Raw genomic sequence first — 19,587 nt, 5'->3', positions numbered from 1 at the left:
CGAACCATTCGCCCGCGTACGGAGGCCCGATGCGCACCCGCACCCTCACCACCGCCGCACTGACCCTGCTCGTCACGGGCTCGCTGCTCGCCTCCGCGGGCTGCGCGAAGGAGGACGACACGACGGACTCGGCGGCGCCCGCGAAGCCTCGCTCCATCACCTCGGTCCCCGGCTGCGGCAAGGGAAGCTGGACCGACCCGTCCGACCTCGCCAAGGACCGTGCGCCCGCCCGCTGCGACAAGGGCGCCCCGGCCCCGCGCCCGCTCGCCAAGGAGCGCAGCCTGACCATCGCGACGGGCACGCTCAGCGCGGAGTACGTCGCACCGCTCCAAATGGCGCTCAAGAAGGGGGAGTTCAAGAAGGAGGGCCTGGACGTCCACCTCAAGGTGCTCCCGACCCCCGACGCCCTCCCCCTCCTGGCCAAGGGTGACATCGACGCCCAGTGGGCCGCCCCCGAGGCCGCGGTCATGAACGGCATCACCGGCGGCTTCACCATCAAGTGGGCGGCCGGGAACTTCTCCCCCGACCCCAGGTCCAAGAGCGGCCTGTGGGCGAAGCTGAAGAAGGGCGAGAGCGCGGACCACGTCCCGATGGCGGGCCGCAAGCTCGGCACCATGATCGGCAAAGGCTCGGTCATCTCGTACCCCATGGGCAAGGCCCTGAAGAAGCACGGCGGCGGCCTCGACGAGATCCAGTTCCAGCAGCTGGGCTCGGCGGACGTCCTGACCGCCCTGCAGAACGGCGGAACCGATTCCGCCTGGCTGCTCGACCCGGTCTGGCGCAAGGTGGACGGCGACAAGCGGTACGCCTTCCTCGGCGGCCAGCCCCAGGGCGAACCGCTCGGCGGCCTGCTGTTCGGCCCCGAACTCCTGACGAAGGACCCGGACGCGGGCGTCGCGCTGCTTCGCGCGTACATCCGGACGGTGAACACCTACTTCGCCGGTGACTACAAGGCGGACAAGGCCTTCGTGGCCGAACTGGCGAAGCTCCTGAAGACCGACGAGGCGGTGCTGAGGTCGACTCCGTCGCTGCGCATGGACTGGGAGATCCGGGCCGGCACGACGGACAGGCTCCAGGCCGCGTACGAGGCCGCGGGCGTCGCCAAGGGTGACAGGGTCCCGGAGGAGAAGGCGGTGGACCGCAGGCTGTACGAGGAGGCGGTGGGCCACAAGCGGTAGCCGCGCCGAACGCAGGCGAACACACCAGAGGCCGGGAAGCTGATGCTTCCCGGCCTCTGGCCTTTAGTAGCGGGGACAGGATTTGAACCTGCGACCTCTGGGTTATGAGCCCAGCGAGCTACCGAGCTGCTCCACCCCGCGCCGTTGTGTTGTAACCGTACGTCAGAGCCGACGACCAGCGCAAATCCGTTCCGGGGGCCTGCTGTGGGCAGGCGTTCCGCAAGGGCGGAACGGGTGGGCACAGCCCACCCACGGCGTGCACCCGCGAGACAACGTCAGGTCACGACAAGCGCAGGCACAGGGCAAGCAAGGCAGGGCGGGGCAGGCAAGGCCACGGGGCTACGCAGTCAGCTCCTGCTGCAACGCTTCGCGCAACCGCGCGGCCCGCTCAGAAACCTCCGCAGGCCCAAGCTCAACAGCACGGGAAGCCCACCGCTGCCCCTCAACCAGCTGCCCGCGCCGAGCGTAAAGCAGCGCGAGCCGCAACGCCGCCCGCCCATGCCCCGCGTCAGCGGCCCGCGTCCACCACAGCGCGGCCTCCGGCTCGCTCCCCTCGCGGGCCAGCAGAAGCCCGAGGTTGAACGCGCCGTTCCGGCTGCCCGCGTCGGCCGCGAGGCGGTACCACCGCGCCGCCTCGACGACGTCCCCGCGCCCCGCGGCCAGCATTCCGACCCGGACCTGCGCACGGCGGTGCCCCTGCTCGGCAGCCCGCTCGTACCACTCCTCGCACTCGGTCTTCTCGGCGGCGGGCTCCCCGAGCGCGGGCGGACCCGCGGGGGGCCGCCGCGCGTCGAGCACGGTGCCGAGGCGGTACGCCGCCTCCGCGCTGCCGCCACCAGCCGCGCACCGCAGATGCCGCTCGGCGTCCTGCTCGTCGCCGTCCCGCAGCCGCGCGGTGCCGACCTGGAGCGCGGCCTCGGTGTGTCCGGCGGCCGCCGCCCGCTCGTACCAGGGCAGGGCGGAGCTCTCGTCCTCCCTGGACGCGTACAGAATGCCCAGGTTGAACGCGGCGTCCACGCTGCCCGACTCGGCGGCCTTGGAGAACCAGGGCTCGGCGCCCGCCGCGTCGCCGCCCTGGAGCAGCAGCACGGCAAGCGCGTTGGCGGCCTCGCGGTGACCGGCGTACGCGGCACGGCGATACCACTGGTCGGCCTGTGCGGTCCGCCCCTGCTCCGCGCAGAGCAGACCGAGGTTGTACGCGCCGTTCACGTCCCCCGCGTCCATGGCGGCCCGATACCACCGCTCGGCGGTCTGGGTCTCGCCGCGCTCGGCGTGCAGCGCGCCCAGGGCGTTCGCCGCGTTGCCGTCGCCGTCCTGGGCGGCTTTCAGCCACCAGACGGCGGCGCTCTCCTCGTCGCCCGCGTCACGCAGCAGGAAGCCGAGGGCGCAGGCGGCGCGCGCCTCCCCGCCCTTCGCGGAGTTCAGGTACCAGCGCCCGGCCTCCTTCAGCTCGCCGCGCTGCTCCAGGATCGCGCCGAGGTGCAGCGCGGCCCGCCGGTGTCCGCGCGCGGCGGCCTGGCGATACCACTGCTCGGCCTCGACGGCAGCGGAACGTACACCTCCGCCTTCGGTGCGACCGGCGCGGTCAGCACGGCCAGGGGGATCCGTGCGGCCGGAGGAGTCGGAACGGCCAGAGGAAGCAGCACGGCCAGAGGGGTCGGTGCGCTCAGCGGTCGCCCGGCGGTCGAGCAGGCGTGCGATCCGGTACGCGGCCTCACGGTGGCCACGCTCGGCCGATGCCCGCATCCACCGCTCGGCACCGACGTCACCCCGGTGCTCCAGAAGATCGGCGAGGGCGTACGCGCCCAGGGCATGGCCCTGCTCGGCGGACTGCCGCAGCCAGTACTCCGCGGCGGGCTCGTCGCCGCGCTCGCGGTGGTGGCGCCCGAGCGCGTGCGCGGCCGCGGCGGAACCGGCGACGGCGGCGACCCGCCACCATCCGGCCGCCTCATCGGCGTATCCACGCTGGTGGAGGAGGACCCCAAGGTTGTTGGCCGCGGCGCGGTCGCCCTCGGCGGTCGCCGCGCGCAGCATCGATTCGGCACCGTCGAGATCACCGCGGCGCAGCAGAAGGCTTCCGAGGACGCTCATCGCGTCGACGTCTCCGGCCTCGGCGGCCAGCCGATGGCGCAGCTCTTCGGCGGCCGCCCCGGGGTCATCCCGGTCGGCCGGCTGCACAAACCGCCCTGTCTCCAACAGAGTTGCCTTGTCCCCCATAACGTCCATCGTCGCACCACCTGCAACCTGGGTACACCTGGTATACCGCCTCCAGCGAGGTCACTTCAGCGTTTTGTCGACTTGCCCACAGAGAGATAAGTGAAACACAGTTTTCTCAACTCCCCTCGGGCGAAGCACCGTTCGCACAGACCAGCGCATGACGCCACGGCACCCACGCACACATGACGAAGGCCCGGATCCAATTAGGATCCGGGCCTTCGTCCACTAGTAGCGGGGACAGGATTTGAACCTGCGACCTCTGGGTTATGAGCCCAGCGAGCTACCGAGCTGCTCCACCCCGCGCCGTTGTGTTGCAACCGTACCACGGCGCGGGGATGGTGTTTCGCAGCTGGTCAGCCGCTGTTCTTGTCGCCCTTGTCGGCCGCCTTGTCGTCCTTGTCAGCGGCCTGGCCACCCTTGTCGCCGGCCTTGTCACCGGCCTTGCCGTCCGCCTTGTCGCCAGCCTTGGACTGGGCTTCCTCGGCTCGGCGCAGTGCGTCCTCAAGGTCGTCCTGCGCTACTCCGTAGGCCTTCCAGTCGCCGTCCTTGAGCGCCTGCTGCCCGTCCTCGAACGCCTTCTGCGCGTCGTCGAGGGCCGCCTGCACCGTCGGGTCGTTCGACTTGGGTGGCTTGGTCGGCTCATCCGTGCCGTCGGCCGGTGGCTCGCTGCCTCCGTCCGCCCCGAACACCTGGTTGAGGCCATCGCTCAGGGAATCCGCGAAGGCGGTCTCCGTGCCGTAGGACACGGCCACCTTCTTCAGGAGCGGATACGCCGACTTGCGCCCCTGTACGTAGACGGGTTCGACGTACAGGAAGCCGTCGTCCAGTGGCACGGTCAGCAGATTTCCGTAGAGGACGTCGGAGTCGGCGCCCTTCATGTCCCGGACGAAGTTGCCGACTTCCGTCATCGAGTTCAGCTTGTTCTGGACCTGTTCAGGGCCGTCCACGTCGCCCGTGACTCTCAGCAGCTTCATCGTGCCGAAGTCCTTGCTTCTGGCGTCGGCGTCGACCGTCATGAAGGCGCGCAGGTTCGGGCGCCCGCTTGGGGTGAACGTCGTCGTCAGCGCGAACTGCTGCTGTGACTGGCCCGGCGCCTTCATGGACAGGTAGTACGGCGGAACCGCGCTGTTGTCCTTCTTCGTCGGGTCGTTCGGCACCTGCCAGGCGTCACTCGCGTTGTAGAACTGGCCCGGGTCCGTCACGTGGTAGAGGGTCAGGAGCTCGCGCTGCACCTTGAACATGTCCTGCGGGTAGCGCAGGTGGTCCATCAGGGTCTTGGGGATATCGCCCTTGTCCTTGACGGTTCCCGGGAACGCCTTCTTCCAGGTCTTGAGGACCGGGTCCTTGTCGTCCCAGGTGTAGAGCTTGACCTCACCGGTGTACGCGTCGACGGTCGCCTTCACCGAGTTACGGATGTAGTTGACCTGGTTCTGCTGGGCCACCACCGCGCGCGCGTCGTCGGACTCCGACAGCGAGTCGGCCGTGGTGTCGCCGAGCGTGGTCCGCGAGGCGTACGGATAGCCGTTGCTGGTCGTGTAGGCGTCGACGACCCACTGGATCTTGCCGTCGACCACCGTCGGATACGTGTCGCCGTCGATGGTCAGCCAGGGAGCCACCGACTCGACGCGCTCCTTGGGCGTGCGGTTGTAGAGGATCCGCGACCCCTCGCCGATCGCGCCCGAGTAGAGCATCTGCGGCTCGCCGAACGAGACCGCGTACGCGGCGCGGTTGATCGGGTTGGAGAGGTTGACGCCGCTGTCGCCCTTGTAGCTGTAGGTCTTCTGACCGCCGCCGTCCTGTTCGTAGTCGAGCTCCTTCTGGGGCCCGCCGACGATCGAGTACTGGGTGGTCTTCTCGCCGTAGTAGATCCGCTGTTCGTACGGGCCGAGATTGCCGGTGGTGGGCAGGCCGGACTCGGTGAAGTCCGGGGCGCCCTTGGAGCCCTTCTTCGTCTCCGTGCCCTTGGCGGTGACCATGCCGTAGCCATGGGTGTAGGCGAAGTGGTCGTTGATCCAGTTGCGCTTGTCGAGCTTGTCGAGGCTCAGCTCACGCAGACCGACGATGGTGTCCTGGCCGTTGTAGCGGTCCACGTCCAGGGTCTTCGGGAAGCGGTAGTACTCGCGCTCCTGCTCCAGCTGCTGGAACGTCGGCGAGACGATGTTCGGGTCGTTCAGCCGGTAGTTGGCTGCCGAGTCCGCGTCGGTGCGCTTCTGCTTGGGGTCCTCGTCGGCCCGGCCTGCGCCCTTGTAGTCCTCGGGCTTCACACCGTTGATGCCGTACGCGTCGCGCGTCGCCTCGATGTTCTTCTCGATGTACGGCGCTTCCTTGGCCTGCTCGTTCGGCTGGACCTGGAACTTCTGCACGATGGCCGGGTACAGACCGCCGATGAGGATGGCGGAGAGGACCATCAGACCGAAGCCGATGACCGGCAGCTGCCAGGTGCGGCGCCAGAGCGTCCCGAAGAACAGCAGCGCGCAGATGACGGCGATGCAGAACAGGATGGTCTTCGCCGGCAGGTACGCGTTCGCGTCGACGTAACGAAGGCCCGTCCAGTCACCCGTCGCCTTGAAGTCACTGGACTTCACCGCCAGGCCGTACCGGTCGAGCCAGTACGCCACGGCCTTGAGCGTCACGAAGACGCCGAGCAGCACCGACAGGTGCCCCGTCGAGGCAGCCGTGGCCCGCGCGCCGGGGCTGGTGATCCGCAGCCCGCCGTACAAGTAGTGCGTGAGGGCGGCGGCGATCAGGGAGAGCACCGTGGCCGCGAAGCCGAAGCCCAGCAGGAAGCGGTACCAGGGCAGGTCGAACGCGAAGAACGACACGTCCAGGTGGAACTGCGGGTCCTTCTGACCGAAGGAGACGCCGTTCACCCACAGGAGCCACGTGCGCCACTGGCCCGCGGCCGACGCGCCCGCGATCAGGCCGACGAGCGTGGCGATGCCGAGCAGCAGCCACTTCTTGTACGGCGCGATGCTCATGCGGTACCGGTCGAGGCTCTGCTGCTCCATCGACATGGCACTCAGCGGCGGGCGCAGCCGGTGCGCCAGCCAGATGTTCACGCCGACCGCGGCCGCCATGAGGAGGCCGAAGACGAAGAACAGGCCGACCTTGGTCCACAGGGTCGTGGTGAAGACCGACGAATAGTTGACCGAGCGATACCAGAGCCAGTCCGTCCAGAACCCCGCGAACATGACGAACACCATGGCGAGAACCGCCAGGATGCCCAGTGTCATGAGCAAAGTCCGGACGCGACGGGACGGTCGGCCCACTCTGATCCGTGGCCCCGTCGGGCCTCCGCCGCGGTCCGGCATCTGGAAAGCCAAGGTGCGCACCTCGAAGTCGATGTTGATTCTGTTGATCCGTCAGGGCCCTGTGATCGTGGACCCACACCTATGCAACTTACTCACGCTTTACTCGGTTCCCGTTTCTCGGGACTAACGAGGCAGGATTGTGACCATGTCCAACACTCCCATGGCAGCGAGCCCCCTCACCCGTGCCGTTCTCGAGATCGATGAGTACGCGTCCGGCCTCGGCTGGGACCGGCCCGCACGCCTTTTCGCGCTGGTCGACACGGCGCGTCTGCGCACCCAAGAACCCGGCCTCGCCAACCAGCTCGGCCTCGACAGCTCCCCCGAGGTATCCGGCCTCACCCCCATCGAGCAGGAGGAGATTCCCGCCGGCAAGCCGCTGGACGAGTTCCTCGGCACCATCGCGTGGCCCGACGCCGTGGCGGGCTGCGCCCTCACGGTGGAGCGCATGATGCTGCCGCCGTCGGCGGAGACGTCCGTCCCGGAAGGGCTCAGTGAGACCCAGCTCGCGAAGTGGGTGGCCGAGCACCCGGACCGCCAGGAGGTCCGTATGACGGTCGCGGTGCTTCGTGACGGTGCGCGCGATTCCGCGCTGCGGCTGCGCGAGAAGGACTCGCCGACCGAGGTGCTCACCGGTTCCGACCTGGTCCCGGGGCTCGCGGACGCGTTGGCGGCCACGTTCGCCGACTGACACCACGCTGGTCTGGTACGCGGGTGGGGGCGCCCTCACCCGCGTACTTCTGTCTCAGCCGCTACTTCTTCTACTTCTTCGCGAGGCACTGCGGCAGGTCCGCGGTGTCGCCCTTGCGGATGTCCTTCAGGGAGTCGACGGCGTCGTCGATGGTGTCCACCTTGACCAGCGTGAGGCCGTCGGGGACGTCCTTGGCCGCCGTGGCGCAGTTGTCCTTCGGCGTCAGGAAGTACTGGGCGCCCTTCGCGCGCGCACCGACCGTCTTCATCCCGATGCCGCCGATCGGGCCGACCTTGCCCTTGTCGTCGATCGTGCCGGTGCCGGCCACGAAGTTGCCGCCGGTGAGGTCGTTCGGGGTCAGCTTGTCCACGATGCCGAGCGCGAACATCAGTCCGGCGCTGGGGCCGCCGACGTCGGCGAGCTTGATGTCGATGGTGAAGGGGAACGTGTGGTCGGTGCCCGCCTTGATGCCGACGATCGCCCGGCCGTCCTCCGCCTTCTCCGTGGTCATCTTGATGTCGTCGGTCCGGGTCGGCTCCTTGCCGGCCTTTTCGGCGGCGGCCGCCTCCTTGACGGGGACGACGCTGAAGACGACGTCCTGGCCCGGCTTGTGCTTGGTGACGAGCTTGGCGACGTCCGTCATCTCCTTGACGGGCGTGCCGTCGACCTTCCTGATGACGTCACCCGCGTGGAGCTTGCCCTCGGAGGGGCTGTCCTTGAAGACGGTGGAGACGACGACCTGGGACTTCACCGGCAGGTTCAGCTCCCGCAGCGCCGCGACCTTGGCGCTCTCCTGGGACTGGCTGAACTCCTCGGCGTTCTCCTGGGTCGACTGCTGCTCGGTCTTGCCGTCCGGGTAGAGGGTGTCGTGCGGCACCACGATGTTGTCGTGGGCCAGCCAGCCGTAGACGGCCTCCGCGATGTTCATGTTGTAGTCGGCGCTGGTGACCCGGACCGTCGTCATGTTGAGGTGACCGGTCGTCGGGTAGGTCTTGTGACCCGTGATCTGCAGCACCGGCTCGCCGCCGTGGTCGCCGAGGGTGTTCACCGTGGGGCCCGGGGACATCTCCGAGTACGGCACTTTGATGAGGACTCCGGCGCAGAGCAGCGCGATCAGCATCAGGGTGGAGGCGAGCATCGTCGCGGTGCGGCGTGGCATGGAACGACAGTACGGGACCAGCCTGTCAGTGCACCGCTGGGGCCAGTCCGTACGGGGAACCACGGAATCACGTCCCGGAGCGGGACTTTTCCATCGCCTTGCGGAAGGCCGCGTAGCCGTTGAGCTCGTGGTTGTCCCCGGTCTTGCCCGACTTGCGGTTACGAGCCGCCCAGCCGCCCCAGAGACCCGCACCGACAGCTGCCGCAAACGGAATCAGCAACCAGGCAAGTGATGCCATCGTCGACCTCCCGACCCCTTGAGCGACCGCAACTGACTGATCAGCAGATTAACCATCCGCTCCGTCAACGCTCACGCCAGGGGTCGGGTTACGCAACCGGAGCCGCTTGGGCCAATCGCCACGCGACGTCAGCAGGCGCCGACCCACTCCTCCTGGCCATCGGTGAACCGCTGGTGCTTCCAGATCGGGACCTCGTGCTTGAGGTCGTCGATCAGCTGGCGGCAGGCTTCGAAGGCCTCCCCGCGGTGCGGGCAGGAGACGGCCACGACGACCGCGAGGTCGCCCACCGCCAGGTCGCCGACTCGGTGGACGGCGGCCAGCGCGCGTACGGGATAGGCGGCGACAACCTTCTCGGCCACGCGGCGCATCTCGGCCTCGGCCGTCGGGTGGGTCGAATAGCCGAGCTCGTCGACGTCCGCACCGCCGTCGTGATTGCGCACTGTCCCCACGAAGAGCGCCGTGCCGCCCGCGGCGTCGTCGCCGACAGCCCGGAAGACCTCGTCCAGGGAGAGCGGTGCGTCACGGATCGCCAGGAGCCGGATCGGGTCCTTGGCGGCCTGCTCGCCGGGGTGGTCGTTCGTGGTGCGTGCCATGCGGCCATGGTGCCGTACGGCACTGACATCGCGGAATAGCGTTTTCGCCCGGCACGCGCGTGTGCCGCGTTGGAGCTCTCTACAGGGCTGCTTCTCGAGGGGCGCCTCCCGCGGGAGGCGCCCCCGGAAGGCTCAGATCCTGCGCCGCGCCTTCCGCGCCCGGCGTACGACCGCCGCCGCGCCCAGCAGTGCGACCGTCGCACCGGCCGCACCCGCGGCTGTCGCGTCCTTGCGTCCGAGCCTGCGGCCCGCGACGGTCCGGCGCCCCGCGACCTCTTCGAGCAGCTCCGCGAGGACCTCCTCGTTGGTCCACTGCGGCCGCCATCCCGCGTCGTGCAGCCTGCTGACGCTGACCACCCACGGGTACATCGTGTACGCGAGGTCCCCGGCCGGAGAGGGCGTGAGACCGATCCGGTGCAGCCGGGCCGCCGCGCCGAGCGCCACCGTGGAGGGCAGCTCCATACGGCGGATCTCGCTGAGCTCCTCGACCTCCTCCTGTTCGAGCCACCCGTCGCAGCCGACGGCCAGTTCCCCGTCGACCTTCTCCAGGACGGCGTATTCGAGGGCGCTGCACAGGTCCTCGACATGGCAGAACTGCCAGGCGGGGCGTGAGCCCGCCACCACCAGGAGGCGCGGGGACTCGAAGTAACGCGTCAGCGCGGTGTCCGTGCCGCCCACCAGGATCGCGGGCCGCACCACGGTGACGTTCAGACCGGGGTGCGCACGGGGCGCCCGTTTGGCGAGCCGTTCGACCTCCAGGAGGTCACCGACACCGGTCGCCTCCGCGGTCGCCCGCAATTCGGCGTCTTCGGAGAGGGGCAGTTCGTTGTCGGACAGCGCTCCGTAGACCATCGCCGACGTGCAGAGCACGACGCGGTGGACACCGGCCGCCGCGGCGGCCGTCAGCACGGTCTGCGTACCGCGCACGTTGTAGGCCGTTCGGGCGGCCGCGTCGGTCTCCAGGTCGAGATCGAGCGCGAGGTGGACCACGACGTCCGCGCCGCGCAGCTTCTCGGCGATGGCGGGGTCCCTGACGTCCAGGATGTGCCACTGGGCCTGGGCACACTCGCCACGCCGCTCGTCGATGGCCACGACCTGCTTGATCTCTTCGGATGCGGCCAGGCGCTCGGTCAGCAGCGCGCCCACGCCGGACGCGGCGCCGGTGACGGCGACCACGGGCCCGCGGACCGGGGCCGGAGTTGAGAGGTTTCGCGCTGCGCGAACCTGTGGATCTGGGGAACTCACCGGGCGTCTCCAGCGGTTGTCTTCAGTAGATACGCGAATGACGCGTACGTACCAGGTGGCATCCATCCTGCCGCAGGCCATGAGTAGGCGAAGCACTGAGGCCCGATCCCGTCACGGTGTCTACGCTGGGTGGTGTTGTAGGGCAGCCGCCGCCGGACCAGTACCGGCGGCCTGACGAGCCGAGGAATCCCGTGAGTGACACCCCATTCGGATTCGGCCTTCCGCCGGAGGAGCCGGAGAACGGCGACGAGGGCAAGAAGAAGGACACCCCCGGAGGGGGACAGGGCGGGGGGCAGGGCGCAGGTGGCCCTGGGAACCCCTTCGGCTTCGGCGGCCTCCCCGGCGCGGGCGGCGCCGGCGGCGGTGACAATCCGTTCGCCGCGATGTTCGGTTCGATGAACCCGAACGACCTGGGCGCCGCCTTCCAGCAGCTCGGCCAGATGCTCTCGTACGAGGGCGGCCCGGTGAACTGGGACATGGCCAAGGACATCGCCCGCCAGACCGTCTCCCAGGGGACGCCCGACGGCACCAAGGACGCGAGCGTCGGCCCCACCGAGCGCGCCGCCGTCGAGGAGGCCGTCCGCCTGGCCGACCTGTGGCTCGACGACGCGACGTCGCTGCCGTCCGGCTCCGGCGTGGCCGTGGCCTGGAGCCGCGCCGAGTGGGTCGAGGCGACCCTCCCGGTGTGGAAGGAGCTGGTCGACCCGGTCGCCGAGCGCGTCGGCCTGGCCATGGGCGACGTACTGCCCGAGGAGATGCAGGCCATGGCGGGCCCGCTGATCGGGATGATGCGGTCCATGGGCGGCGCCATGTTCGGCCAGCAGATCGGCCAGGCCGTGGGGGTGCTCGCGGGCGAGGTCGTCGGGTCCACCGACATCGGCCTGCCGCTCGGCCCGGCAGGCAAGGCAGCTCTGCTTCCGGTGAACGTCGAGGCCTTCGGCAAGGACCTGGGCATCGACAAGAACGAGGTGCGGCTCTACCTGGCGCTGCGCGAGACCGCCCACCAGCGGCTCTTCGCCCACGTGCCGTGGCTGCGCTCGCACCTGTTCGGCGCGGTCGAGGGCTACGCACGCGGCATCAAGGTCGACACGGCCAAGCTGGAGGACGTGGTCGGACAGCTCGACCCGCAGAACCCCGAGCAGCTGCAGGAGGCGCTCCAGCAGGGCATGTTCCAGCCGGAGGACACTCCCGCCCAGAAGGCCGCCCTGGCCCGCCTGGAGACGGCTCTCGCGCTCGTCGAGGGCTGGGTGGACGCGGTGGTGCACGCGGCGGCCAAGCCCCGCCTGTCGTCCGCCGACGCCCTGCGCGAGACGCTGCGCCGCCGCCGCGCGACGGGCGGTCCCGCGGAGCAGACCTTCGCCACGCTCATCGGGCTTGAGCTGCGCCCGCGCCGGCTGCGGGACGCCTCGCGCCTGTGGGCCTCGCTCACGGACGCGCGTGGCGTGGACGGCCGCGACGGCCTGTGGGCCCACCCGGACATGCTCCCGACGGCCTCCGACCTGGACGACCCGGACGGCTTCGTGCACCACGAGCAGCTGGACTTCTCCGAGCTGGACAAGATGCTCGGCGAGGCTGCGGGCGGCGGTTCCTCCGCCAAGCCGGACCTCAAGAAGGACACTGAGGCCAAGGGCAAGGACAAGGGCAAGGACGACGACGAGGACAAGGGCGCCGGCGACAAGTGAGCCTTCACGACGACGCGGTCCTCGTACTGAAGGGTTACGAGGAGCCGGCGGACCAGGAAGAGCTGCGCCAGTACTACCTGGACCACCTCGCCGCCCACCCCGAGGACGGCATGTGGAAGTCCTGCACGGTCGGCCACGTGACGGCCAGCGCCCTGGTGGTCGACCCGACACGCGGGCGCGTGCTGCTGACCCTGCACAAGAAGCTGCGGATGTGGCTCCAGATGGGCGGCCACTGCGAGCCGGGCGACCCGACACTGGCCGCGGCCGCCCTGCGTGAGGCCACCGAGGAGTCCGGCGTGCCGGGCCTGACGCTGCTTCCGGGCGGCCCCGTCCGCCTGGACCGGCACCCGATCCCGGGACCGTGCACGCAGCACCTGGACGTGCAGTACGCGGCGCTGGCCCCCGCCGACGCCATCGAGGCGATCAGCGACGAGTCACTGGACCTGCGCTGGTTCGCGTACGACGACGTGGCGGGGGTCGCCGACGAGTCGGTCGTCCGCCTGGTGGAGGCGACGAGGGCGCGTCTTCAGGTGTGACACCACGACATGCGTAAGGGGCGGTCGCAGTGGCGACCGCCCCTTACGCATGTCCCTAACTCCAGACGTTGCCCTGGTTCTGCCCGTGAGCCCCCTGCTGGCCCATGCCGTACTGAGCCCTGGCGCCCTGCCCGATGACGGCGTTCTGCGGCGGCAGCATCTCGCTCGGCTGGACCAGCGCGTAGCCCTGGCCCATGAAGCTGAGCTCCCAGCCCTCACCGGTGTTGCCGCGGCGCCGCCACACGCCCGACGAGTGCGTCTGGGCCTGCATCTGCACCCGCAGACCGTTGGACCAGGCGACGATCGCGTCGGCGTCGGCGTTCACGTACTTGTCGGGCGTGACCTGCATCATCAGCGGCTGGCCCGAGGTCATCAGGGCGACCTTGCCCCGGCCGGTGATGTTGAGCTGGTACTTGCCGGAGCCGGAGATCCCGTACTGGCTGTCCACGGCGATGACCTGGTGGGTCAGGGACGAGTCGAGCGCGAGGACATAACTGCTGTCCACGGTCAGACCGTCCCGGTCCACATCCACTACATGGATGTACTGGGCGAGGTTGGCGAGATAGACCGTGCCCTGCCCATGGCAGCGCATCAGGTCGAGGCCCTCACCGGTGCGCGCGCGGGCACGCTGGTTGCCCTGGCTCTGGTACTCGGCGTCGAACTCGATCAGACCCTGGTAGGCCACCATGGCCCCCTTGCGGGCCAAGATGTCGTCGTGGCCGGCGAGGGCGACCCGCAGCAGCTGCGGGTTCTGGACGGTGTAGCGCTCCTGAGTCTGCTGCTCGGTGTGCGCGAAAAGTGGGCTCTGCATGGTGTGTTGCTCCCCCTCAGCCCCGGGCTCGGAGACGGTCGGTGCTGTCCTCGCTGGGCTGTACGACGACGATGCCCTCCCCGGAGAAGCCCATCTGGTAGGCCTCGCCACTGCCGCGCCCGATGAGCGAACCGGCCTTGAAGCTGCGCTTGCCCTTCACCTTGAGGTTCGGGGACCAGGCGATCAGGGCGTCCGGGTCGACGTACGTCTCGTCCTCGCCACGGCCGCAGTCGACGACGATCGGGGTGCCGCGGGAGGTCAGCGCGACCCATCCCTGTCCTGAGATCTTGACGTTCCACAGGCCCTGGCCGGCGAACTTCGCCATGCCCTTGACCCGCTCGACGCCCCATTGGAGGGACGTGTCGAAGGCGAGCAGGTTCGTGCCGTTCACCGAGAGCGAGTCGCCCGCCAGGTTGATGACGACGACGTCGGCTCCGTAGTCGGCGAGATAGAGCAGGCCGTCTCCGGAGCACTTCATCAGAGGTGCCCCCTCGCCGGTCATCCACTCGCGTGCGATCTGACGCACGGCGGGCGGATTGGGCTCGTACTGCACGAACCCTTCGTAGGCGACCATCGAGCCCACGCGCGCGAGGAGGTCGTTTCCGGTCTGCATGGCCACCTTGAGCATGTGGCTGCCGTGGTTCTCCATGCGGGCGGCGACCGGCGCCGGGGCGAAGCCCGCGAGTTGCTGATTCATGACGGGCTCCCTCAGACCTCGAACGGCTGGACGATGATGAAGTTGCCGGGCGCGCCCCGGAACTGGAGGTTCACGCTCTCCCCCGTGGAACCCGCGTACGCGTTGCTGCGCACCCGGACCTGGCTGGAGACGATCGCCTGGGCCGCCGCCGACCACGCGACCACGGCGTGGCAGTCGGCGAACGTCGTCGGCGTGACGGGCAGCACGACGGGCACGCCGTGCGTCTTGACGATGACCGTGCCGGTGCCCTGGAACTGCATGACGAACAGGGCGCCACCGGGGATGCCGTGTCCCTCGATCCTGCGCACCTCGTGCTGGAGCGACTCGTCGAACGCCAGGACGTTCTCAGCGGAGACGCAGATCGCGTCCCCCTGGAGCTCGATGGGGTGCAGGTGGGTGGCCTCCTCGGCGAGGAAGACCTGGCCCCGGCCGGAGCAGCGCATCAGCTGCATCTCCTGGCCGGTCGCGTTGCCGACGACGCGGCCCGCGAAGCCCGCGCCCTTGTAGCTGAACTCGACCTTGCCCTGGTAGAGCACCATGCTGCCCTGCCGGGCGAGCACGGCCTGCTCGCTGATGCCGAGGTCGACGCGGACCAGCTTCTCGTTCTGCTGCGTCCAGCGCTGCCCGGTGGGGGCTTCGCGGTACGCGGCGAGCGCCGCCGTCACACCGCCGGCCTGCGGAGAACCCTGCGGGACTCCGGCTCCGTACGGCGAAGGGGCCGCGGGCTGACCGGGGAACTGACCGGGAGGCTGCTGGCCGTAACCGGGCGGCATCGGGGCGCTCGGCTGCTGGCCGTAGCCGGGCGGCGGGGGCGCGGACTGGCCGGGGACCTGGCCGAACTGCGGCTGCTGGGGCGGCTGTTGCTGACCGGGCTGTGCGTACGGCGCGGGGGCCGGCGGGGGCGGCACCGTGCCGCCCTGCGGCGGGTGCAGCGGCGCGACGATGGTCTGCGCGGCGTGCACCGAGGGGTCCACGGGAGCGGGGGCAGGGGCAGGAGCGGGCGGCGGAGTGGCGCCCTGCGGCGGCGCGAAATTCTGGGCGGGGGCGGGCGCGGGGGCAGGGGCGGGGGTCGGCGCGGGTGCCGCCGGAGCGCCGAACGCGGGCGGCGCGGCGGCCTGGCCGGGCGGCGCGAAGGACGGAGCACCGGCCTGCGGCGCCGGTGCGGCAGGCTCCTCATCGGCGACCTCGCCGCCGAAGTTCTTCAGGAGCGCGTCGAGACCGCCGTCGAAGCCCTGCCCGATCGCGGCGAACCGCCAGACGTCCTTCAAGTAGAAGTCGCCCAGCATCACGGCGCGTTCCGTGGAGAACTCCGCGCCGTTGAACGAATAGCGGGCCACTTCCTCGCCGCCGGCGACGATCCGGATGTACCCGGGGGCTACCTGCGACATCTGTCCGGCGCCGTCGATCGTCGCGGTGAACGACAGCTTCTGGATCTGCGGCGGGATCCGGTCGAGCGTGACCCGGAAGGACTCCGTGTCGCCGGCCTGCGCGCCGAGGATCTGGATGGACTCCTCAGGTGACTTCGGCTGGTTGAAGAAGATGAAGTAACTGTCGTCCGAGAGCCGCTCGTCCGCGTCCAGGCCGAAGCAGCTGATGTCGAAGCTCAGTCCGGGGGCGGCGATCTGCACACCTACGTACAGATCGGTCCCTGCGGTGAGGTCACTGATCTTGGCCTTGTGGCCGCGTTGGAATTCCCTGGCCATACGTAACGACCGTCCCCCATCCCGAATGTAAATGCGTCGCGTCAGGCTATCCGCAAAGTCCGACAGCGAGCCAAGCCGGTACAGACCCGGTACACAACGCCGGAGTCCGGTGGCGGTTCACTCCTCGCGGGCGGCGGGAAGGTGGGGCAGCCGGTCGGCCGCGACCACACCTTCGAGGTAACCGCGAGCCCGCTCCGTACGGGGGTAGGCCTCAAGGAGCTGCCAGAAGTTGGGCCCGTGACCGGGGACGAGGAGATGCGCGAGTTCGTGGACGAGGACGTAGTCGACGACGTACTCGGGCATGCCCTGGAGGCGGTGCGAAAGACGGATGCTGCCCTCGGACGGGGTACACGAGCCCCATCGTGTGTTCTGATTCGTGACCCAGCGAACGGATGTGGGCCTGGCCCGGGCGCCGAAGTACTGCTCGGAGAGCCGCTCGGCGCGCTCGGCGAGCTCCGCGTCACCGAGGACGCGCTTGCTCTCCTGGGCCGCGAGCTTGTCGAGCATGACGTTGACCCAGCGCTGTTCCTCGGCCTCGGACATGCGGGCGGGGATGAGCACGACGGTGCGATCGCCCTCTCGGTACGCGGAGACCGTTCTGCGGCGGCGGGCGCTCCGTCTGACCTCGACCGCGCTCGCCTTCGAGCCGGGTGACGGCGGGCTGGTCGTGCTGCGCTGTGGGATTCCGGCGCGTGGGTTTCCGGCGCGGTGCAGTGGGTCGGCGGGCACGCCCCGACGTTACCCGCTGGACGTGGGGGAAGTCCCGCCTCCGGGACGGTTCGGCGGGGTTCTGCTCCCCATGCGATCGATTAGTACGACGAATACCCCCTGCCTGTGGACAACTCTGCGCAGCCGTCCGCTGGGGCGGGCATTCTGGCTGTCGACCGGCGATGCGGACGGGACCAGGGCCGGGGACACGGGGGACGACCATGCAGCCGAATACGACCATGCATCCGATCTTGAAGCCCGCGCTGCGGCGCGGCTGGCGCGATCTGAACACCATCCAGTTCGGCGTGGCGCCCGCCCATGCCTTGGTGCTCGGGCCGGTGGACACGGCGACGGGCAGCTTCCTCCAGCTTCTGGACGGGACACGCGGGCTGCCGCTCCTGTGCGAGGAGGGCAGACGGATGGGCCTGCCGGACGGCCACGTGGACAAGCTCGTGGGGCGGCTGTCCAGTGCGGGGCTCATCGACGACGCGACGGGAGGCGGCTCGGCGGCCGACGCCCTGCGCAAGCGGAGCCATGCCATGGACCGGCTGCGCCCTGACCTGGCCTCGCTTTCGGTCGTGACGCCCGGACCCGGCGACGGGATGCGGAAGCTGGCGGCGCGGCGCGCGATGCGGGTGCAGGTCCGGGGAGCGGGACGGGTGGGGGCGGTGGTGGCCTCGGTCCTCTCGGGGGCGGGCGTGGGGCAGGTCGACGTGATGGACGGGGGAATCGTCGAACCCTGGGATGTGGCGCCGGGCGGGCTGCCCGCCGATGCCGTGGGTGACCGCAGGGACGCGGCAGCGCGACGGGCCGTGCGGCGCTCGGCTTCCGACCGCCCGCCCCGTCGTCGCCGTCCGGAGGCGGGGGCTGGGGCGGGGGCGGCGTCAGAAGGGGAGCCGGCGCTCTCCCTCGTGATCATCGCCCCGCGGGACGGACTCGACGCCCATGCCCCCGACCCGGTCGCCGCCGAGCCGCTCATCGGGGCGGGAACCCCTCATCTCTATGCGGGAGTGATCGAGGGAACCGGAAGTGTGGGGCCGCTCGTCCTGCCCGGGACGACGGCGTGCGCGGGCTGCCTCGCGCTCGATCGCGCGGACCGGGATCCGACCTGGCCGCGCATGCTGGCCCAGTGGCGTTCGGGGGGCGTGCGCCATGTCACCGCGTGCGATCTGGCACTGTCGACCACGGTCGCCGGCCTGGCCGCGGCACATGCCCTTGCCTTCCTCGACGGGGCGGCGCCGGCGAGTGCGGGGGTCCGCTGGGAGGCGTCGGTGCCGGGATTCGACTGGCATACGCGGCCCGTGCCGGCTCATCCTCGGTGCCCGTGCGGGGCGGGTGTGGTGGATAAGGGGGCACACCCCGTCATGGGCCAGGAGCCACACGACACAATGGCCGGGTAAGCGCCTTACGAGGCGCGGCTGTCTGGGATTTGGAGGGGCGCATGTCTGATCTTCCCCGGAAGGCGGTTACCCGTACCGCCAAACTGGCCGCGCTGCCGCTCGGCTTCGCCGGTCGGGCGACGTGGGGGCTCGGCAAGCGGATCGGGGGCAAGTCCGCGGAGATCGTCGGCCGTGAGCTGCAACAGCGCACGGCGGAGCAGCTGTTCAAGGTGCTCGGCGAGCTCAAGGGCGGAGCCATGAAGTTCGGCCAGGCCATGTCGGTCTTCGAGTCGGCGCTGCCGGAGGAGGTCGCGGGGCCCTATCGCGCCGCGCTGACGAAGCTGCAGGAAGCGGCGCCGCCGATGCCGACGCGCACCGTGCACGCCGTGCTCGAAGAGCGGCTCGGTGAGGACTGGCGCGAGCTGTTCCTGGAGTTCGAGGACAAGCCGGCCGCCGCCGCTTCGATCGGCCAGGTCCACCGGGCGATATGGCAGGACGGGCGCGAGGTCGCGGTCAAGGTGCAGTATCCGGGAGCCGGTGAGGCGCTGCTCTCCGACCTGAACCAACTCAGCCGCTTCGCCAAGCTCCTTGGGCCGCTGATTCCCGGGATGGACATCAAGCCGCTCATCGCGGAGCTGCGCGACCGGGTCTCCGAGGAGCTCGACTACAGCCTGGAAGCCCAGGCCCAGCAAGCGCACGCCGAGGAGTTCGCGGACGACCCGGATGTCCTGGTGCCCGGTGTGGTCCACCAGTGCGAGCAGGTCCTGGTGACCGAGTGGATCGACGGGGTGCCCCTATCGGACGTGATCGCGGACGGCACGCAGGAGCAGCGGGACCGGGCCGGGCAGCTCCTTGCCCGTTTCCTCTTCTCGGGTCCGGCGCGCACCGGCCTGCTGCACGCCGATCCGCATCCGGGCAACTTCCGGCTGCTGCCCGACGAGAAGGACGGCTGGCGGCTCGGGGTCCTCGACTTCGGCACGGTGGACCGGTTGCCCGGCGGGCTGCCCCCGACCATCGGTGAATCCCTGCGGATGACGCTCGACGGCGAGGCCGACGCTGTCTACGAGATGCTGTGCGCGGAGGGCTTCGTCCAGGAGTCCGTCGAGCTGGAACCGGACGCGGTGCTCGACTATCTGCTGCCGATCATCGAGCCCATGCTGGTGGAGGAGTTCACCTTCACCCGCGGCTGGATGCGCGGCCAGGCGGCCCGGGTCGCCGACCCCCGCTCCCCCGCCTACCAGTTGGGCAAGCGGCTGAACCTCCCGCCGTCGTATCTGCTGATCCACCGGGTGACGTTGAGCACGATCGGGGTGCTGTGTCAGCTCGGGGCGACGGTGCGGATGCGGGAGGAGCTCGAGGAGTGGCTGCCCGGCTTCCTTGAGGAACCGCTGGAGGAGGAGGCGCTGGAGGAGGAGGCGGACGATCCGGCAGCCGAAGCCTGA

General features: G+C 70.0%; 16 protein-coding genes and 2 tRNA genes. 6 read left to right on the top strand and 12 right to left on the bottom strand.

What is annotated here, in order from left to right; translation table 11 throughout:
• Positions 1 to 29 precede the first annotated feature (29 nt).
• On the top strand, positions 30 to 1,178 hold the full coding sequence (locus tag ACGFX9_RS15930) for an ABC transporter substrate-binding protein (RefSeq protein WP_393472431.1): 1,149 nt from the start codon (positions 30 to 32) through the stop codon (positions 1,176 to 1,178).
• A gap of 67 nt (positions 1,179 to 1,245) precedes the next feature.
• Here ACGFX9_RS15930 and ACGFX9_RS15925 read toward each other — a convergent pair.
• From ACGFX9_RS15925 to ACGFX9_RS15910, 4 genes are all read right to left on the bottom strand, one after another.
• Positions 1,246 to 1,319 (bottom strand) — tRNA-Met (locus tag ACGFX9_RS15925).
• 198 nt (positions 1,320 to 1,517) lie between these two features.
• Positions 1,518 to 3,404 (bottom strand): tetratricopeptide repeat protein, encoded by a 1,887-nt coding sequence (locus ACGFX9_RS15920; protein WP_393471154.1) that lies wholly within the window; start codon positions 3,402 to 3,404, stop codon positions 1,518 to 1,520.
• A gap of 220 nt (positions 3,405 to 3,624) precedes the next feature.
• Positions 3,625 to 3,698 (bottom strand) — tRNA-Met (locus ACGFX9_RS15915).
• Positions 3,699 to 3,748: 50 nt separating this feature from the next.
• Positions 3,749 to 6,706, bottom strand: coding sequence for a UPF0182 family protein (locus ACGFX9_RS15910; RefSeq protein WP_393472428.1), 2,958 nt, complete (start codon positions 6,704 to 6,706; stop codon positions 3,749 to 3,751).
• Positions 6,707 to 6,851: 145 nt separating this feature from the next.
• Between ACGFX9_RS15910 and ACGFX9_RS15905 the strand changes: the two genes are divergently transcribed.
• Entirely contained in the window at positions 6,852 to 7,394 is a 543-nt protein-coding gene (locus tag ACGFX9_RS15905; protein ID WP_393471151.1) for a PPA1309 family protein, read from the top strand.
• A gap of 70 nt (positions 7,395 to 7,464) precedes the next feature.
• Here the strand turns inward: ACGFX9_RS15905 and ACGFX9_RS15900 are convergent, their stop codons facing one another.
• From ACGFX9_RS15900 to ACGFX9_RS15885, 4 genes are all read right to left on the bottom strand, one after another.
• Positions 7,465 to 8,553 carry a PDZ domain-containing protein gene (locus ACGFX9_RS15900; RefSeq protein WP_393471148.1) on the bottom strand — a complete coding sequence of 363 codons (1,089 nt, stop codon included), beginning with the start codon at positions 8,551 to 8,553 and terminating at the stop codon, positions 7,465 to 7,467.
• Between the two features lie 67 nt (positions 8,554 to 8,620).
• Positions 8,621 to 8,791, bottom strand: coding sequence for a hypothetical protein (locus tag ACGFX9_RS15895; protein WP_393471145.1), 171 nt, complete (start codon positions 8,789 to 8,791; stop codon positions 8,621 to 8,623).
• A 128-nt stretch (positions 8,792 to 8,919) separates the two neighbouring features.
• Positions 8,920 to 9,384, bottom strand: a complete 465-nt coding sequence (locus tag ACGFX9_RS15890) for a molybdenum cofactor biosynthesis protein MoaE (protein ID WP_393471142.1) — start codon at positions 9,382 to 9,384, stop codon at positions 8,920 to 8,922.
• 132 nt (positions 9,385 to 9,516) lie between these two features.
• Entirely contained in the window at positions 9,517 to 10,629 is a 1,113-nt protein-coding gene (locus ACGFX9_RS15885) for an NAD-dependent epimerase/dehydratase family protein (protein ID WP_393471139.1), read from the bottom strand.
• A 191-nt stretch (positions 10,630 to 10,820) separates the two neighbouring features.
• Between ACGFX9_RS15885 and ACGFX9_RS15880 the strand changes: the two genes are divergently transcribed.
• On the top strand, positions 10,821 to 12,311 hold the full coding sequence (locus tag ACGFX9_RS15880) for a zinc-dependent metalloprotease (RefSeq protein ID WP_393471135.1): 1,491 nt from the start codon (positions 10,821 to 10,823) through the stop codon (positions 12,309 to 12,311).
• Positions 12,308 to 12,847, top strand: a complete 540-nt coding sequence (locus ACGFX9_RS15875) for an NUDIX hydrolase (RefSeq protein WP_393471132.1) — start codon at positions 12,308 to 12,310, stop codon at positions 12,845 to 12,847. The genes ACGFX9_RS15880 and ACGFX9_RS15875 overlap by 4 nt, the downstream gene beginning before the upstream one ends.
• 55 nt (positions 12,848 to 12,902) lie before the next feature.
• Here ACGFX9_RS15875 and ACGFX9_RS15870 read toward each other — a convergent pair whose 3' ends face one another.
• The 4 genes from ACGFX9_RS15870 to ACGFX9_RS15855 form a co-directional block, all read right to left on the bottom strand.
• Positions 12,903 to 13,658, bottom strand: coding sequence for an AIM24 family protein (locus ACGFX9_RS15870; RefSeq protein ID WP_393471129.1), 756 nt, complete (start codon positions 13,656 to 13,658; stop codon positions 12,903 to 12,905).
• Between the two features lie 16 nt (positions 13,659 to 13,674).
• Positions 13,675 to 14,355, bottom strand: coding sequence for an AIM24 family protein (locus tag ACGFX9_RS15865; RefSeq protein WP_393471126.1), 681 nt, complete (start codon positions 14,353 to 14,355; stop codon positions 13,675 to 13,677).
• Positions 14,356 to 14,366: 11 nt separating this feature from the next.
• Positions 14,367 to 16,058 (bottom strand): TerD family protein, encoded by a 1,692-nt coding sequence (locus ACGFX9_RS15860; RefSeq protein WP_393471123.1) that lies wholly within the window; start codon positions 16,056 to 16,058, stop codon positions 14,367 to 14,369.
• Between the two features lie 117 nt (positions 16,059 to 16,175).
• Positions 16,176 to 16,787, bottom strand: coding sequence for a M48 family metallopeptidase (locus tag ACGFX9_RS15855; protein ID WP_393471120.1), 612 nt, complete (start codon positions 16,785 to 16,787; stop codon positions 16,176 to 16,178).
• A gap of 218 nt (positions 16,788 to 17,005) precedes the next feature.
• Here ACGFX9_RS15855 and ACGFX9_RS15850 point away from each other — a divergent pair, with 218 nt between their 5' ends.
• Both ACGFX9_RS15850 and ACGFX9_RS15845 read left to right on the top strand, forming a co-directional pair.
• Positions 17,006 to 18,166, top strand: a complete 1,161-nt coding sequence (locus tag ACGFX9_RS15850; RefSeq protein ID WP_393471117.1) for a ThiF family adenylyltransferase — start codon at positions 17,006 to 17,008, stop codon at positions 18,164 to 18,166.
• 41 nt (positions 18,167 to 18,207) lie between these two features.
• On the top strand, positions 18,208 to 19,587 hold the full coding sequence (locus tag ACGFX9_RS15845; protein WP_393471114.1) for an ABC1 kinase family protein: 1,380 nt from the start codon (positions 18,208 to 18,210) through the stop codon (positions 19,585 to 19,587).

Source organism: Streptomyces sp. NPDC048436 (assembly GCF_043200355.1).
GTDB lineage: Bacteria > Actinomycetota > Actinomycetes > Streptomycetales > Streptomycetaceae > Streptomyces.
Note: the sequence above shows the minus strand (reverse complement) of the source record. Positions and strands in the feature narration are given on the sequence as shown.

What these genes read in the sequence shown, in the direction of transcription:
- ACGFX9_RS15930 (WP_393472431.1), top strand. Translation starts at nt 30, where the DNA reads ATGCGCACCCGCACCCTCACCACCGCCGCACTGACCCTGCTCGTCACG.
- ACGFX9_RS15920 (WP_393471154.1), bottom strand. Translation starts at nt 3,404, where the DNA reads ATGGACGTTATGGGGGACAAGGCAACTCTGTTGGAGACAGGGCGGTTT.
- ACGFX9_RS15910 (WP_393472428.1), bottom strand. Translation starts at nt 6,706, where the DNA reads ATGCCGGACCGCGGCGGAGGCCCGACGGGGCCACGGATCAGAGTGGGC.
- ACGFX9_RS15905 (WP_393471151.1), top strand. Translation starts at nt 6,852, where the DNA reads ATGTCCAACACTCCCATGGCAGCGAGCCCCCTCACCCGTGCCGTTCTC.
- ACGFX9_RS15900 (WP_393471148.1), bottom strand. Translation starts at nt 8,553, where the DNA reads ATGCCACGCCGCACCGCGACGATGCTCGCCTCCACCCTGATGCTGATC.
- ACGFX9_RS15895 (WP_393471145.1), bottom strand. Translation starts at nt 8,791, where the DNA reads ATGGCATCACTTGCCTGGTTGCTGATTCCGTTTGCGGCAGCTGTCGGT.
- ACGFX9_RS15890 (WP_393471142.1), bottom strand. Translation starts at nt 9,384, where the DNA reads ATGGCACGCACCACGAACGACCACCCCGGCGAGCAGGCCGCCAAGGAC.
- ACGFX9_RS15870 (WP_393471129.1), bottom strand. Translation starts at nt 13,658, where the DNA reads ATGCAGAGCCCACTTTTCGCGCACACCGAGCAGCAGACTCAGGAGCGC.
- ACGFX9_RS15865 (WP_393471126.1), bottom strand. Translation starts at nt 14,355, where the DNA reads ATGAATCAGCAACTCGCGGGCTTCGCCCCGGCGCCGGTCGCCGCCCGC.
- ACGFX9_RS15860 (WP_393471123.1), bottom strand. Translation starts at nt 16,058, where the DNA reads ATGGCCAGGGAATTCCAACGCGGCCACAAGGCCAAGATCAGTGACCTC.
- ACGFX9_RS15850 (WP_393471117.1), top strand. Translation starts at nt 17,006, where the DNA reads ATGCATCCGATCTTGAAGCCCGCGCTGCGGCGCGGCTGGCGCGATCTG.
- ACGFX9_RS15845 (WP_393471114.1), top strand. Translation starts at nt 18,208, where the DNA reads ATGTCTGATCTTCCCCGGAAGGCGGTTACCCGTACCGCCAAACTGGCC.